12 protein-coding genes are annotated in these 15,776 nt (G+C 43.4%); all 12 read right to left on the minus strand.

Features of this window, described 5'->3' with window-relative positions; all coding sequences use genetic code 11:
- Nucleotides 1-131 (minus strand): GTP-binding protein (locus AAEY98_RS21670; RefSeq protein ID WP_273059936.1); only part of this gene is annotated, 131 nt, incomplete at its 3' end.
- A 69-nt stretch (nt 132-200) separates the two neighbouring features.
- Nucleotides 201-2,297, minus strand: a complete 2,097-nt coding sequence (gene fusA, locus AAEY98_RS21675) for an elongation factor G (RefSeq protein ID WP_101084803.1) — start codon at nt 2,295-2,297, stop codon at nt 201-203.
- A 79-nt stretch (nt 2,298-2,376) separates the two neighbouring features.
- Nucleotides 2,377-2,847 carry a 30S ribosomal protein S7 gene (rpsG, locus tag AAEY98_RS21680; protein ID WP_011635636.1) on the minus strand — a complete coding sequence of 157 codons (471 nt, stop codon included), beginning with the start codon at nt 2,845-2,847 and terminating at the stop codon, nt 2,377-2,379.
- Nucleotides 2,848-2,929: 82 nt separating this feature from the next.
- Nucleotides 2,930-3,304, minus strand: coding sequence for a 30S ribosomal protein S12 (gene rpsL / locus AAEY98_RS21685; protein WP_059746616.1), 375 nt, complete (start codon nt 3,302-3,304; stop codon nt 2,930-2,932).
- A gap of 177 nt (nt 3,305-3,481) precedes the next feature.
- Nucleotides 3,482-7,708 carry a DNA-directed RNA polymerase subunit beta' gene (rpoC, locus tag AAEY98_RS21690; protein ID WP_101084802.1) on the minus strand — a complete coding sequence of 1,409 codons (4,227 nt, stop codon included), beginning with the start codon at nt 7,706-7,708 and terminating at the stop codon, nt 3,482-3,484.
- A gap of 82 nt (nt 7,709-7,790) precedes the next feature.
- On the minus strand, nt 7,791-11,822 hold the full coding sequence (rpoB, locus tag AAEY98_RS21695; RefSeq protein WP_101084801.1) for a DNA-directed RNA polymerase subunit beta: 4,032 nt from the start codon (nt 11,820-11,822) through the stop codon (nt 7,791-7,793).
- Nucleotides 11,823-12,057: 235 nt separating this feature from the next.
- Nucleotides 12,058-12,423, minus strand: coding sequence for a 50S ribosomal protein L7/L12 (gene rplL / locus AAEY98_RS21700; protein WP_101084800.1), 366 nt, complete (start codon nt 12,421-12,423; stop codon nt 12,058-12,060).
- 54 nt (nt 12,424-12,477) lie between these two features.
- Nucleotides 12,478-12,978 carry a 50S ribosomal protein L10 gene (gene rplJ / locus AAEY98_RS21705; RefSeq protein ID WP_011635631.1) on the minus strand — a complete coding sequence of 167 codons (501 nt, stop codon included), beginning with the start codon at nt 12,976-12,978 and terminating at the stop codon, nt 12,478-12,480.
- Between the two features lie 276 nt (nt 12,979-13,254).
- Entirely contained in the window at nt 13,255-13,956 is a 702-nt protein-coding gene (rplA, locus tag AAEY98_RS21710) for a 50S ribosomal protein L1 (protein ID WP_059746618.1), read from the minus strand.
- A gap of 4 nt (nt 13,957-13,960) precedes the next feature.
- Complete coding sequence (gene rplK / locus AAEY98_RS21715; RefSeq protein ID WP_011635629.1) at nt 13,961-14,389, minus strand: 50S ribosomal protein L11; 429 nt, start codon at nt 14,387-14,389, stop codon at nt 13,961-13,963.
- Nucleotides 14,390-14,518: 129 nt separating this feature from the next.
- The gene (gene nusG / locus AAEY98_RS21720) at nt 14,519-15,070 is read right to left on the minus strand and encodes a transcription termination/antitermination protein NusG (protein ID WP_011635628.1); all 552 of its coding nucleotides are present in this window, start codon (nt 15,068-15,070) and stop codon (nt 14,519-14,521) included.
- A gap of 10 nt (nt 15,071-15,080) precedes the next feature.
- Nucleotides 15,081-15,452, minus strand: a complete 372-nt coding sequence (gene secE / locus AAEY98_RS21725) for a preprotein translocase subunit SecE (protein ID WP_011635627.1) — start codon at nt 15,450-15,452, stop codon at nt 15,081-15,083.
- Between the last annotated feature and the right edge of the window lie 324 nt (nt 15,453-15,776).

Raw genomic sequence — 15,776 nt, forward strand, 5'->3', positions numbered from 1 at the left:
ACTTCACCACCATAAGTTTTAGACAAAACGGCAGAGATTGCTGCTGTTAAAGTTGTTTTACCATGGTCAACGTGACCAATGGTGCCCACGTTTACGTGAGGCTTAATACGTTCAAATTTAGCTTTTGCCACGATATATTCCTTTCTTTTCAGAAGTGCTCGATTAATTCGAGCAATATAACATTGATGCCGTAACCAATATTAGTTACGAGATTCTATAATCGCTTTTGCAATGTTTTGCGGTGCATCTGCGTACTTCAAAAACTCCATAGAGTATGAGGCACGACCCTGAGATGCAGAGCGCAAATCAGTCGCATAACCAAACATTTCAGATAGAGGCACTACTGCATGGACAAGTTTAACACCTGCGATGCCATCGTCCATACCTTCAATTATGCCACGACGGCGGTTTAAATCACCCACAACATCGCCCATATAATCTTCAGGTGTAGTTACTTCTACTTTCATACAAGGTTCGAGCAACACAGGGGTCGCTTCTAGCGCACCCTTTTTGAAGCCCATAGAACCTGCAATTTTGAACGCCATTTCGTTCGAGTCCACATCATGATATGAACCATCAAACAAACTGACTCTCACATCAAGTACAGGATAGCCGGCTAATACGCCATTCTTCATCTGTTCTTGAATACCTTTGTCAACGGCAGGAATGAATTCACGAGGAACTACACCACCTACAATCTCGTTAACAAATTCGTAGCCCGCACCCTCTTCGAGTGGTTCAATTCTTAACCAAACATGACCAAATTGGCCACGTCCGCCAGATTGACGTACGAATTTACCTTCCACTTCTACTTTAGAACGAATTGTTTCACGGTAAGCAACCTGAGGTTTACCTACGTTACACTCTACACCAAATTCGCGACGCATACGGTCAACGATAATGTCTAGATGCAATTCGCCCATACCAGATATTAGTGTTTGTGCCGACTCTTCATCAGTCTCAACTTTGAATGATGGATCTTCTGCTGCTAATTTTTGCAGCGCAATTCCCATTTTATCTTGGTCTGCTTTTGAACGTGGCTCAACGGCTATGGTAATTACGGGTTCAGGGAAATCCATGCGCTCAAGAATCACTCTGTGATTATTATCGCAAAGAGTATCACCGGTTGTTACATCTTTAAGACCGATAGCAGCTGCAATATCGCCAGCACGTACTTCTTTCAGTTCTGTTCGGTCATTTGCGTGCATTTGCACAATTCGACCTACTCGTTCACGTTTCTGCTTAACAGAATTATAAACACCAGCACCTGATTCAAGTACACCTGAATACACGCGGATAAAGGTCAGTGTACCAACAAATGGATCAGTCGCAATTTTAAATGCTAAAGCCGCAAAAGGGGCATTGTCATCTGGTGGGCGTTTTACTTCATTTTCGCTTTCATCGATACCTGTAATTGCAGGAACATCAATAGGCGCGGGTAAGAAGTCAACTACCGCATCGAGTACCGCTTGCACACCTTTGTTCTTAAATGCAGAACCACAAGTGGCTAACACGATCTCATTGTTAATTGTGCGCTGACGCAACGCTGTTTTGATCTCGACTTCTGACAACTCACCTTCTTCAAGGTATTTGTTCATCAGTTCATCTGAGGCTTCAGCTGCTGCTTCCACGAGATACTCATGCATTTCTGCAGCTTTTGCCGCTAGATTTGCAGGAATGTCTTCATAAGTGAAGGTCATACCCTGATCTGTTTCAGACCAGTTAATGGCTTTCATCTTAATTAAATCAATAACACCCTTGAAGTTTTCTTCTGTACCAATGTTCAATTGAATCGGCACACAAGTCGCGCCAAGGCGGTTACGAATTTGATTTATTACACGGTCAAAATCTGCACCTGCACGGTCCATCTTATTAACAAACACCAAACGCGGAACGTGGTATTTGTCAGCTTGACGCCATACTGTTTCAGATTGTGGTTCAACGCCTGACGAGCCGCAAAATACTACTACAGCGCCATCGAGTACGCGTAATGAACGCTCGACTTCAATAGTGAAGTCTACGTGACCTGGGGTATCGATGATATTAATTCGGTGTTCAGCGAATTGAGCCTCCATTCCGCGCCAAAATGTGGTTACAGCAGCTGAGGTGATAGTAATACCACGCTCTTGCTCTTGTACCATCCAATCTGTCGTGGCGGCGCCGTCATGCACCTCACCGATTTTATGAGACATACCGGTATAGAACAGAACACGTTCTGTTGTGGTAGTTTTACCTGCATCCACATGAGCTACAATACCGATATTACGATAACGCTCAATTGGGGTTGTACGAGCCACTATTTATACCCTCTCAGCTAAAGCTTTTGGCTTTAGCAATATCAACAATATGGAGCGGACCGAAGTCCGCTCCATCATATTACCAACGGTAATGGGCAAAGGCTTTGTTAGCTTCAGCCATGCGATGCACGTCTTCACGCTTCTTAACCGCAGTACCTTTGTTTTCAGACGCATCTAGCATTTCACCTGCTAGACGTAGAGCCATAGATTTTTCACCACGCTTGCGAGCAGCTTCAACTAACCAGCGCATCGCTAGTGCGTTACGACGCACTGGACGAACTTCACATGGTACTTGATAAGTAGAACCACCAACACGACGAGATTTAACTTCGACTGATGGGCGAACGTTATCAAGGGCTGCTTCAAGGATACTTAAATGATTTTCGCTTTTCTTTTCAGCGACAACATCTAGTGCCTTGTAGATAATTTTTTCTGCAGTCGACTTTTTGCCGTCCTGCATAATGACGTTGATGAACTTAGCCAACAACTCACTGTGAAACTTTGGATCTGGTAGGATTTTACGTTGTCCTACAACGCGACGTCTTGGCATATTAATTCTCCGTATGCTTCAGGTATTTCCAAAACTGGAATGTCAAATAAATACTAGCTTGGCCTTACTTAAACGGGATACGTTAAGACTTAGGACGCTTAGCACCGTACTTAGAACGGCCTTGGCGACGTGAAGTCACGCCAGCACAGTCTAATGCGCCACGAACAGTGTGGTAACGCACACCAGGTAAGTCTTTAACACGACCACCACGGATTAGGATTACACTGTGCTCTTGCAAGTTATGGCCTTCACCACCGATATACGAAGTTACTTCGAAACCGTTAGTTAGACGCACACGAGCTACTTTACGTAGTGCAGAGTTAGGTTTTTTAGGTGTTGTAGTGTACACACGAGTACAAACACCACGTTTTTGTGGACACGCATTCAACGCAGGCACATTAGTCTTTTCGACTTTTGGCGAGCGTGGCTTACGTACCAACTGGTTAACAGTTGCCATGTATAGCTCCGAAAGTTGATTTAAGCTCAACAATTAGGTGTGAAAAATCTATATCCCACAATGGTGGGACGCGGAATTTTAGAAAGGTAATGGCTGCCTGTCAAGAAATAGACAACTTTTCGTGCAAATTCCAATAAAAAAGGCGCCATTGGCGCCTTTTTTTAACAAAATACTAACTTAATCTTGGCTACCGGCCAGATTTAGTAGATCTGCTAGGTTCTTTTCAGCTTCGCTTGCGGTTACTGTAGTAGTTTCCACTTTGCCACGAGAGCTTAATACTTTAGCACGTTCTTCGTTACGGGTTTTGTGATAAGCATAACCTGTACCTGCTGGGATCAAACGACCTACGATTACGTTTTCTTTCAAACCACGTAATGGATCGCTCTTACCGCCAACGGCCGCTTCAGTTAACACACGAGTGGTTTCCTGGAACGATGCAGCAGAGATGAATGATTCAGTTGCCAAAGAAGCTTTGGTAATACCGAGTAATTCACGTTCAAACGTTGCAGGTGTTTTACCTTGAGCGATTAGCTCACGGTTAGCAATCTTCACGCGTGATACTTCTGCTTGCTCACCTTCTAAGAACTCAGTGTCGCCTGTTGAAGTGATTAGACACTTACGTAACATTTGACGAATGATAACTTCGATGTGCTTATCGTTGATCTTAACGCCCTGAAGACGGTAAACGTCCTGTACTTCGTTCACAATGTAGTTTGCTACGTTGTGGATACCACGAAGACGCAAGATGTCATGAGCCGCTTCTGGACCGTCTGCAATAACTTCACCACGTTCGACTTTTTCACCTTCGAACACGTTCAAGTTACGCCACTTAGGGATCATCTCTTCATAATGTTCACTACCATCTGCAGGAGTGATCACTAGACGACGTTTACCCTTAGTTTCCTTACCGAACGAGATCGTTCCAGAGATTTCTGCAAGAATTGCAGGCTCTTTTGGTTTACGCGCTTCGAATAGGTCAGCAACACGTGGTAGACCACCGGTGATGTCGCGAGTTTTAGACGATTCTTGTGGAATACGTGCTAATGGGTCACCAACGTTGATTTTCGCGTTATCATCTTTCGATACAATCGCGTTACCCGGTAAGAAGTATTGAGCAGGTACTTCAGTACCAGGGATCATTAAGTCATTACCATCGGCATCAACTAAGCGAATTGCTGGACGCAATTCTTTACCGGCTGAAGTACGCGCACCAACATCGAGCACAACGACAGAAGATAGACCCGTTAACTCATCTGTTTGACGCGTCATAGTGACACCGTCAATCATGTCAACGAACTTCACACTACCAGCAACTTCAGAAATAATTGGGTGAGTATGTGGATCCCAGTTAGCGATGATTTCGCCAGCTGCAACTTCACTCTCTTCCAATTTCTCTAACACTGTACCGTAAGGCACTTTATAACGCTCTTTCTCACGACCTAGCTCATCGATGATGGCTAACTCAGAAGAACGCGATACGATAACGAGCTTACCGTCGATGTTAGAAACATGCTTAGCATTGTGTAACTTCAGAGAACCGGCGTTCTTAACTTGAACGTTGTTTTCTGCAGAAGCTCGAGATGCCGCACCACCAATGTGGAAGGTACGCATGGTTAACTGTGTACCAGGCTCACCGATAGACTGTGCTGCAACAACACCAATAGCTTCACCGTGGTTAATAATATGACCACGCGCCAAGTCACGACCATAACACGCTGCACACACACCGAAGTCTGTGTCACAGGTAATTACAGAACGTACAATCACTTCATCAATACTGTGTTCTTCTAACGTATTACACCATGCTTCATCAAGAAGTGTGTTGCGTGGAGCAAGCACTTCATCAGTACCAGGCTTCATTACGTCAAGAGCAACCACACGACCTAGAACACGTTCCCGCAATGGCTCAACAACATCACCACCTTCAATAAGCGGTTTCATTGTAAGACCATGCTCAACACCACAGTCATCTTCGATAACCACTAAGTCTTGTGCAACGTCTACTAAACGACGGGTTAAGTAACCCGAGTTAGCTGTCTTCAATGCTGTATCGGCAAGACCTTTACGCGCACCGTGAGTAGAAATAAAGTACTGTAGTACGTTAAGACCTTCACGGAAGTTAGCCGTAATTGGGGTTTCGATGATTGAGCCATCTGGCTTAGCCATCAAACCACGCATACCCGCTAACTGACGGATCTGTGCAGCACTACCACGAGCGCCCGAGTCAGCCATCATATAGATGCTGTTAAACGAAGCTTGTTGCTCAGGTACGCCATCACGGTTAATCACTGTCTCAGTTGACAGGTTTTCCATCATCGCTTTTGAAACTTTTTCGTTCGCGCTTGCCCAGATATCGATGACTTTGTTGTAACGCTCACCGGCAGTAACAAGACCTGACTGGAACTGCTCTTGAATTTCAAGTACTTCAGCTTCAGCGTCTGCTACTAAGGTGTATTTCTCGTCTGGAATAACCATGTCATCGATACCAACAGAGGCACCAGAAATGGTTGCAAAACGGAAACCTGTATACATCAATTGGTCAGCAAAGATAACGGTATCTTTAAGACCTAGTTGACGATAACAAGTGTTCAACAGCTTAGAAATCTGTTTCTTACCCATGTTTTGGTTAACCAAATCATACGATAAGCCTTCAGGCAAAATTAATGATAAAAGAGCACGACCCACAGTCGTATCAATGATACGAGTTGCTTTCGTTCTTTCGCCATCTTCTGCGATGTTCGTTTCAGTAATACGCACTTTAACGCGAGCATGTAGTTCAGCAACACCAGTAGCGTAAGCTTTTTCTACTTCTGACACATCAGCGAATGCCATACCTTCACCGCGACCGTTAATGCATTCACGGCTGGTGTAGTACAAGCCTAATACAACGTCCTGAGACGGAGTAATTACTGGCTCACCGTTAGCTGGTGACAAAATGTTGTTGGTAGACATCATTAGCGCACGAGCTTCTAACTGAGCTTCAAGCGTTAATGGTACGTGAACCGCCATTTGGTCACCGTCGAAGTCGGCGTTGTATGCCGCACAAACTAACGGATGCAATTGAATTGCTTTACCTTCAATCAGTACAGGTTCAAATGCTTGAATACCCAGTCTGTGAAGTGTTGGTGCACGGTTAAGCATGACTGGATGTTCACGAATTACTTCGTCTAACACATCCCATACTTCAGCCTGTTCGCGTTCAACCATTTTCTTAGCAGCTTTAATAGTAGTCGCTAAACCACGCGCTTCTAATTTGCCGTAAATGAATGGTTTGAATAGCTCAAGCGCCATCTTCTTAGGAAGACCACACTGATGCAGACGTAAAGTAGGACCTACGGTAATTACCGAACGGCCTGAATAGTCAACACGCTTACCAAGTAAGTTCTGACGGAAACGACCTTGCTTACCCTTGATCATATCAGCAAGAGATTTAAGCGGACGCTTGTTAGAACCGGTAATAGCACGACCGCGACGACCGTTGTCTAATAGCGCATCAACTGACTCTTGTAACATACGTTTTTCGTTACGTACGATAATGTCAGGCGCAGCTAAATCTAACAGACGCTTTAAGCGGTTGTTACGGTTAATCACACGACGATAAAGATCGTTAAGATCAGATGTCGCGAAACGACCACCATCTAACGGCACTAATGGACGTAGATCAGGTGGAAGAACCGGTAATACTTTTAAGATCATCCACTCTGGCTTGTTGCCAGATGTGAAGAATGCTTCCATCAGCTTAAGGCGCTTAGTGACCTTCTTGCGACGGGTTTCAGAGTTAATTGAAGGCAACTCTTCACGCATTTGCTCGATCTGTTCAGCTAAGTTGATAGCACGTAGCAATTCAAGAACTGCTTCAGCACCCATCTTAGCTTCAAACTCGTCACCGTATTCTTCTAACGCATCAAGATACGTTTCTTCGGTTAGCATTTGGCCGCGTTCAAGCGTGGTCATGCCAGGCTCGATCACCACAAATGATTCGAAATACAGTACGCGTTCAATATCACGTAACGTCATATCTAGCATTAAGCCGATACGTGACGGAAGTGATTTTAAGAACCAAATGTGGGCAACTGGGCTAGCCAGATCAATGTGACCCATGCGCTCACGACGCACTTTAGTCTGGGTAACTTCTACGCCACACTTTTCACAAATAACACCACGATGCTTCAAACGCTTGTATTTACCACACAAACATTCGTAATCTTTAACTGGACCAAAGATACGCGCACAGAACAAACCTTCACGTTCAGGCTTGAATGTACGGTAGTTAATGGTTTCTGGCTTCTTTACTTCACCAAAAGACCAAGAACGGATTAGGTCTGGCGAGGCCAAACCAATTTTTATACCGTTAAATTCTTCAGTCTTACTTTGCTGTTTAAGAAACTTTAATAAGTCTTTCACGTTTCTCTCCTGAAGGAGTTAAACCAGGTGCTTTGCTGCTGCAAAGCACCCTTGGTTACCAAACATTGCTTAAGTGCGATGCTTACTCTTGGTCCAACTCGATATTAATACCAAGTGAACGAATTTCCTTCAACAATACGTTGAAAGACTCAGGCATGCCTGGTTGCATCTGATGGTTACCGTCGACGATGTTTTTATACATCTGAGTACGACCGTTAACGTCATCTGACTTAACTGTTAGCATTTCTTGTAGAGTATAAGCAGCACCATATGCTTCAAGTGCCCACACTTCCATCTCACCGAAACGCTGACCACCGAATTGAGCTTTACCGCCCAATGGTTGTTGAGTCACTAAGCTGTATGAACCCGTAGAACGAGCATGCATCTTGTCATCAACTAAGTGGTTCAATTTAAGCATATACATGTAACCAACAGTTACTTTACGCTCAAATTCGTTACCGGTACGGCCGTCACATAATGTCAACTGACCAGACTCAGGTAAGCCTGCAAGAGCAAGCATTTGCTTGATCTCTTTCTCTTTAGCACCGTCGAATGCTGGTGTAGCAATTGGAATACCACCTTTAAGGTTGGTAGCCAAGCGCACAACTTCATCATCAGTAAACGAATCGATATCAACGCGCTGAAGCACGTCATCACCTAATTCGTACACTTGCTTGATGTAACCACGAAGTTCGGCAATTTCACGCTGCTCTTCAAGCATAGCAGTAATCTTATTACCGATACCCTTAGCTGCTGCGCCCATGTGGACTTCAAGTACCTGACCGATGTTCATACGCGATGGTACGCCCAATGGGTTAAGTACGATGTCTACAGGGTTACCTTCTTCATCGTATGGCATGTCTTCAACAGGACAAATCTTCGAGATAACACCTTTGTTACCATGACGACCTGCCATCTTGTCACCAGGCTGGATAGTACGTTTAACTGCAAGGTAAACCTTAACAATCTTCAATACACCAGGAGCCAAGTCATCACCTTGGGTGATCTTACGACGCTTGATTTCAAATGTCTTATCAAAGTCAGCTTTTAGCTCTTCGTGCTGTTCAGCTAACTGCTCTAATTCAGTTTGTTTGGTTTCATCGTCGATAACTTGAATCAATACGTCTTTACGTGGTATCTCAGCTAACTTAGCTTCAGAATAACCCACAGACAGTAACAAGTTACGAGCACGGCCCAATACGCCTTCTTCAAGGATCTTGAACTCTTCGCCTAAGTCTTTACGAGCTTGGCGAACATGCATGTCTTCAATTTCAAGCGCACGTTTGTCTTTCTCAACGCCGTCACGGGTAAATACCTGTACGTCGATGATGGTGCCTTTAACTGAGTTAGGAACACGTAATGAGCTGTCCTTAACGTCAGAAGCTTTTTCACCAAAAATAGCTCGGAGTAGTTTCTCTTCAGGGGTTAACTGTGTTTCACCCTTAGGTGTCACTTTACCCACTAGAATGTCGCCACCCTTCACTTCTGCACCAATATAAACGATACCTGATTCATCTAGTTTAGATAAAGCAGACTCACCTACGTTTGGAATATCAGCAGTGATTTCTTCGCTACCCAATTTAGTATCACGAGCAATACAAGAAAGCTCTTGGATATGGATAGTAGTGAAACGGTCTTCTTGCGCTACGCGCTCAGAAATTAAGATCGAATCTTCGAAGTTATAACCGTTCCAAGGCATGAACGCGATACGCATGTTCTGACCAAGAGCCAAATCACCTAAATCGGTAGATGGACCATCAGCCAATACGTCACCACGAACCACAGGCTCACCAACAGAACAACAAGGACGTTGGTTAATACAAGTGTTTTGGTTTGAACGGGTATATTTAGTTAGGTTATAAATGTCGATACCGGCTTCACCTGCGTGTAGCTCATCTTCATTTACTTTAACTACGATACGGCTAGCATCAACATAATCAACCACACCGCCACGTTTAGCAGCTACAACCACACCAGAGTCAACAGCAAGAGTACGTTCAATACCCGTTCCGACTAACGGCTTATCAGCACGTAAAGTTGGTACTGCTTGACGTTGCATGTTTGCACCCATCAATGCGCGGTTAGCATCATCGTGTTCTAAGAACGGAATTAATGATGCTGCAACAGAAATAATCTGTTGTGGAGATACGTCCATATACTGAACATCAGCTGCACGCATAAAGGTAGATTCACCTTTGTGACGACAAGCAATTTGTTCTTCTGCCATACGGCCATCAGCATCAACTTCGATGTTAGCCTGAGCAATAACGTAACGACCTTCTTCGATTGCTGATAAGTATTCAACATCATCAGTAATCACACCATCAACCACTTTGCGGTAAGGTGTTTCTAAGAAGCCGTAAGAGTTAGTACGCGCAAAACTTGCTAACGAGTTGATTAGACCAATGTTTGGACCTTCAGGGGTCTCAATTGGACATAAACGACCGTAGTGAGTTGGATGTACGTCACGAACTTCGAAACCAGCACGCTCACGAGTCAAACCACCTGGGCCAAGCGCAGAAATACGACGCTTATGCGTTACTTCTGATAGCGGGTTGTTTTGATCCATAAACTGTGACAACTGTGAAGAACCAAAGAATTCTTTCACTGCCGCAGAAATTGGCTTAGCGTTAATTAAGTCTTGTGGCATAAGCTCGTTTAAATCGCCTAAAGATAGACGTTCACGAACAGCACGCTCAACACGGACTAAACCAACACGGAACTGGTTTTCAGCCATTTCACCAACGCTACGAATACGACGGTTACCTAAGTGGTCAATATCGTCGACTTCATCATAACCGTTACGGATTTCGATAATTTTCTTCATAACAGATACGATGTCTTCTTTAGACAACACACCGTTACCTTCGTCTTCAGCAATCTCAAGACGACGGTTGAACTTCATACGACCTACTTTAGATAAGTCATAACGTTCTTCACTAAAGAATAGGTTTTGAAATAAACCTTCAGCTGCATCTTTGGTTGGTGGCTCACCAGGACGCATCATACGATAGATTTCAACTAGCGCTTCTAAGCGGTTAGTTGTTGAATCAATTCGTAATGTGTCAGCAATGTAAGCACCGTGATCAAGATCATTGATAAATAATGTATCAATATTCTTAATACCAGCAAGTGATAGCTTAGCTAAATCTTCTAAGGTAATCTCGCTGTTTGCAGTCACTAACACTTCACCGGTATCTTCATCGATGTAGTCTTGAGCAGCATACTTACCAACAATATAATCTACTGGCACTTCTAGTTCAGTAGTGTTGGTTTTTTCAAGTTGCTTAATGTGACGTGCAGTAATGCGACGACCAGCTTCAACCAATAAAGCGCCTTCAGCATCTTTAATGTCATAGCCAGCAGTTTCACCACGTAGGCGGTCAGGCACAAGTGCCATGACTAATGATTCTTTTTTAATCTTAAACTCAATACGCTCGAAGAATAAATCGAGGATATCTTGAGTAGAATATTCAAGCGCACGTAAAATGATCGTTGCCGGTAATTTACGACGACGGTCGATACGAACGAATAGAGCATCTTTAGGATCAAATTCAAAGTCAAGCCATGAACCACGGTAAGGAATAATACGTGCGTTATACAGCACCTTACCAGAAGAGTGGGTTTTACCACGGTCATGATCAAAGAACACACCTGGAGAACGGTGTAACTGAGACACGATTACACGCTCAGTACCGTTAATAACGAAAGTACCGTTATTCGTCATCATAGGAATATCACCCATGTAGACTTCTTGCTCTTTAATGTCTTTAACAGTGCCAGCAGCAGCTTCACGGTCAAACAACACCATGCGTAATTTAACGCGTAGTGGTGCCGAATAAGTTACACCGCGGATCTGACATTCTTTCACATCAAAAACTGGCTCACCTAGCTTGTAGCTGACATATTGCAGCTCAGAATAGCCAGAAAAGCTCTTGATAGGAAAAACGCTACGGAATGCGGCTTCTAAGCCACGCTCACCCGTAGGGTCATGATCGGTGAACTTCTTAAAAGAGTCTAACTGGATAGACAATAAATAAGGGATGTCCAAAACTTTTGGACGCTTACCAAAGTCTTTGCGAATACGCTTCTTTTCAGAATAGGAGTAAACCATGGGTTTCCTCTGCTTACGAGATGTGACCAAGACTGAAATTAATATTAATTAAATCAGCACGTTTGCCTATCACCCTTGTTGACAAGAACCTAACCAGTAATCTCTGCTAGGGACTGTTAAAACTGGCGACAAAAGGTGAAAAAAATCGCCTGCGCATAAAGCGCAAAAAAGGCCAACGGTTAAAAAACCGTCAGCCTTCACCCAATCACTTGGGTGATGCAAGCTAAATTATAGCTTACTTAACTTCAACAGAAGCACCAGCGGCTTCTAGATCAGCTTTAAGAGTTGCAGCTTCTTCTTTAGACACAGCTTCTTTAACTGCGATTGGAGAAGATTCAGCCATAGTCTTAGCTTCTTTCAGGCCTAAACCTGTAGCGCTACGAAGAGCTTTAATAACAGCTACTTTGTTTTCGCCGAATGAAGTAAGTACTACGTCAAACTCTGTTTGCTCTTCAGCAACAACAGCATCGCCGCCGCCTGAAACTACTGCAGCAGCAGCAGAAACGCCGAATTTCTCTTCCATAGCTTCGATTAGTTCAACTACTTCCATTACAGACATTGCTGCAAAAGCTTCTAACATTTGGTCTTTAGTGATAGACATTAGAAATATTTCCTATTGTTCTGAATTCAATTTTATTAAGCTGCCAGCCTAAAATTAAGCGGCGTCTTGTTTTTGATCGCGAAGGGCGGCCAATGTACGAACGAACTTGCCAGCAGATGCTTCTTTCATAGTCATCATCAACTGAGCTAGTGCTTCTTCGTATGTTGGTAGTTTCGCTAAACGATCAATATCAGCTGCAGGGATAAACATCCCTTCGAAAGCTGCACCTTTAACTTCAAATTTTGCTTGACCCTTAGCGAAGTCTTTTAAAAGACGCGCTGCAGCACCTGGATGCTCGTTAGAGAAAGCTATTAAAGTTGGGCCAGTGAACGTTTCTGCTAGGCACTCAAAAGCTGTACCTTGAACTGCACGACGAGCAAGGGTGTTACGTACTACACGTACAAACACACCATTTTCGCGAGCAGCTTTACGCAGACCGGTCATAGCACCTACAGTTACGCCACGTGAATCGGCAACAACTGCAGAAAGTGCACCTTTGGCAGCTTCGTTGACTTCAGCAACAATTGCCTGTTTGTCTTCGAGTCTTAATGCCATTGGCTTTACTCCTGGATTCTACCTAGGGAATTTTCCCTAGTATTTACCAAATTAAACACTTATGTGTTTAATTACTTACGGTGCAGATTTTCCAGTAAAAAAATTTAGCTGGGGCCTGACACCGTCTACGCTGGAAATTAAGTTAATCTTACGATTAACACCTGCGGTCTTGGACGGAAACCGACTCTAATATGCAAAAATTTAAAAACTAATGCATAAAAGCGGCTTCAACCCACAAAGTGCGCGCATTATAGACTAATACGCGCGCTTTGTATATTACTTCGCTTCTTCCAGAGAACTCTGGTCGATAGCAACACCTGCACCCATAGTGGTAGAGATGCTAATCTTTTTCACGTAAATGCCTTTAGCAACTGCAGGCTTAGCCTTTTTCAGTGCTGACACTAACGATTCTAAGTTTTCTCTCAACTGCTCAGTTGTAAAAGTTACTTTACCGATAGTTGTATGAATAATACCGTTTTTGTCGTTTCTGTAACGAACTTGACCCGCTTTGGCATTCTTAACTGCTTCAGCAACGTTTGGCGTTACTGTACCAGTTTTAGGGTTAGGCATTAAACCACGTGGGCCTAAGATTTGACCTAACATACCAACAACGCGCATTGCATCTGGAGATGCGATAACAACGTCAAAGTTCATTTCGCCAGCTTTAACTTTTTCAGCTAAATCTTCCATACCCACTAGTTCAGCGCCAGCAGCGATAGCAGCTTCAGCGTTTGCACCTTGTGTGAATACAGCAACACGAACATCACGACCAGTACCATGTGGAAGTACAGTAGCACCACGCACGTTTTGATCTGATTTACGAGGATCGATACCTAGATTAACAGCTACGTCAACACTCTCAACAAATTTAGCAGTCGCTAATTCTTGTAAAAGTACTACGGCTTCGTTGATGTCATACAATTTTGTTGCATCAACTTTTTCGCGGATAACGCGAGCACGCTTAGTTAGCTTTGCCATTATATTAATCCTCTACTACCAAACCCATTGAACGTGCAGTACCTTCAATTGAGCGAGTCATCGCTTCAATATCAGCACCAGTCATATCAGCAGCTTTAGTTTCAGCAATTTCCTGAACTGCGCTACGCTTGATAGTACCTACTTTTTGAGTATTAGGACGGCCAGAACCTGATTTCAGACCAACTGCTTTAAGCAGTAAGAAAGATGCAGGTGGAGTCTTAGTTTCAAAAGTGAAAGAACGGTCATTATATACAGTGATAACAACAGGAATTGGCATACCTTTTTCGAACTTTTCAGTACGAGCGTTGAATGCTTTACAGAATTCCATGATGTTCACACCTTTTTGACCTAAAGCAGGTCCAACTGGTGGAGACGGGTTTGCAGCGCCAGCTGCTACTTGTAGCTTAATATAAGCTTCAATTTTCTTTGCCATGTCGACATTTCCTCAATTTGGGTTCAAACGCATGTTGGCGACATGCCAATACGCTCCCCTGAAAACAACGGGTGCGAATTATATAAAAATACGCACCCGCAAACAATGTTTATTTTGTAGTTATTTTAATCAGCTTTTTTCAACTTGATTAAAATCTAATTCTACTGGTGTTGAACGACCGAAAATCATCACCGAAACTTTAATACGGTTCTTTTCATAATCGACTTCTTCAATAGTACCGTTAAAGTCAGCAAATGGACCGTCACAAACACGGACAACTTCACCTGGCTCGTACATAATACGATGAGTTGGTGATTCAACAGTGTCTTGAAGACGTTGAAGAATAGCGTCAGCTTCCTTGTCAGAAATCGGTGCAGGGCGATCTGATGTACCACCAATAAAGCCCATTACACGTGGAATACTTTTGACTAAGTGCCAGCTATCGTCGTTCATTTCCATCTGGACTAATACATAACCAGGGAAAAACTTACGCTCACTCTTACGACGTTGACCTGCACGCATTTCAACAACTTCTTCGGTAGGAACTAAAATCTCACCGAAGTATTCTTCCATATTGTGCATTTTGATATGTTCAAGCAGTGTTTTAAGTACACGGCCTTCATAGCCCGAAAAGGCTTGGATCACATACCATCTTTTTTTCGCTTCTGTAACTTCAGTCATTTTCAGATGCCTATACGCCAGTAATTAAATTGACTACTCGTAACAATATAGCATCTAATCCCCAAAGGATTAATGCCATTACTGCAGTAGCTGCAAGTACTATAAAGGTAGTGTTTAGCGCCTCTTGGCGAGTTGGCCAAACGACTTTACGCACTTCAATATGGGCTTCTCTAGCAAAAGATTGTGCCTGCTTACCCTTGCTTGTCTGCAGTGCAATGATGCCTGCAATAGCGAAGGCAATAATTACCCCAGCAACACGAGCTACAACATTAGCGTCTGCATAAAATTGATTGCCTATAACAGCAGTAGCAATTAGCAATGCAGCTATGCCCCACTTAACGATATCCAAAGAATTACTCTGGTTTTCAGTATTTGTTGTCATCGGTTAATTCCGTTACTCACTACGACCTGGGCTTAGCTTGGTAAACAACATATTTACCAAATCCGCATTTCCGAACTTTCCCAGAAAATGCATAAGCACAGGGTCAAAAATCGGCCATAGATTGTATTCTTATTCAGCTTTATTCGCAACAATACAGGTAAAGTAAGAGCAATAAATCAATCAAAAATCGATTTTTGTTACTAACCTCACCCTAAAAATAAAAAAGGAAGCCTAAGCTTCCTTTTTTAGTGTTCACTAAACTCGCTATTACGCGATAATTTTAGCTACAACACCTGCACCAACTGTACGGCCACCTTCACGGAT

Origin of the sequence: Shewanella sp. AC91-MNA-CIBAN-0169 (assembly GCF_040310165.1) — a bacterium.
GTDB lineage: Bacteria > Pseudomonadota > Gammaproteobacteria > Enterobacterales > Shewanellaceae > Shewanella.

Coding starts and splice junctions, on each gene's coding strand:
- secE (WP_011635627.1), bottom strand. CDS start 15,452: ATGACAACAAATACTGAAAACCAGAGTAATTCTTTGGATATCGTTAAG.
- rpsL (WP_059746616.1), bottom strand. CDS start 3,304: ATGGCAACTGTTAACCAGTTGGTACGTAAGCCACGCTCGCCAAAAGTC.
- rplJ (WP_011635631.1), bottom strand. CDS start 12,978: ATGGCATTAAGACTCGAAGACAAACAGGCAATTGTTGCTGAAGTCAAC.
- rplL (WP_101084800.1), bottom strand. CDS start 12,423: ATGTCTATCACTAAAGACCAAATGTTAGAAGCTTTTGCAGCAATGTCT.
- nusG (WP_011635628.1), bottom strand. CDS start 15,070: ATGACTGAAGTTACAGAAGCGAAAAAAAGATGGTATGTGATCCAAGCC.
- rpsG (WP_011635636.1), bottom strand. CDS start 2,847: ATGCCAAGACGTCGCGTTGTAGGACAACGTAAAATCCTACCAGATCCA.
- rplA (WP_059746618.1), bottom strand. CDS start 13,956: ATGGCAAAGCTAACTAAGCGTGCTCGCGTTATCCGCGAAAAAGTTGAT.
- rpoB (WP_101084801.1), bottom strand. CDS start 11,822: ATGGTTTACTCCTATTCTGAAAAGAAGCGTATTCGCAAAGACTTTGGT.
- rplK (WP_011635629.1), bottom strand. CDS start 14,389: ATGGCAAAGAAAATTGAAGCTTATATTAAGCTACAAGTAGCAGCTGGC.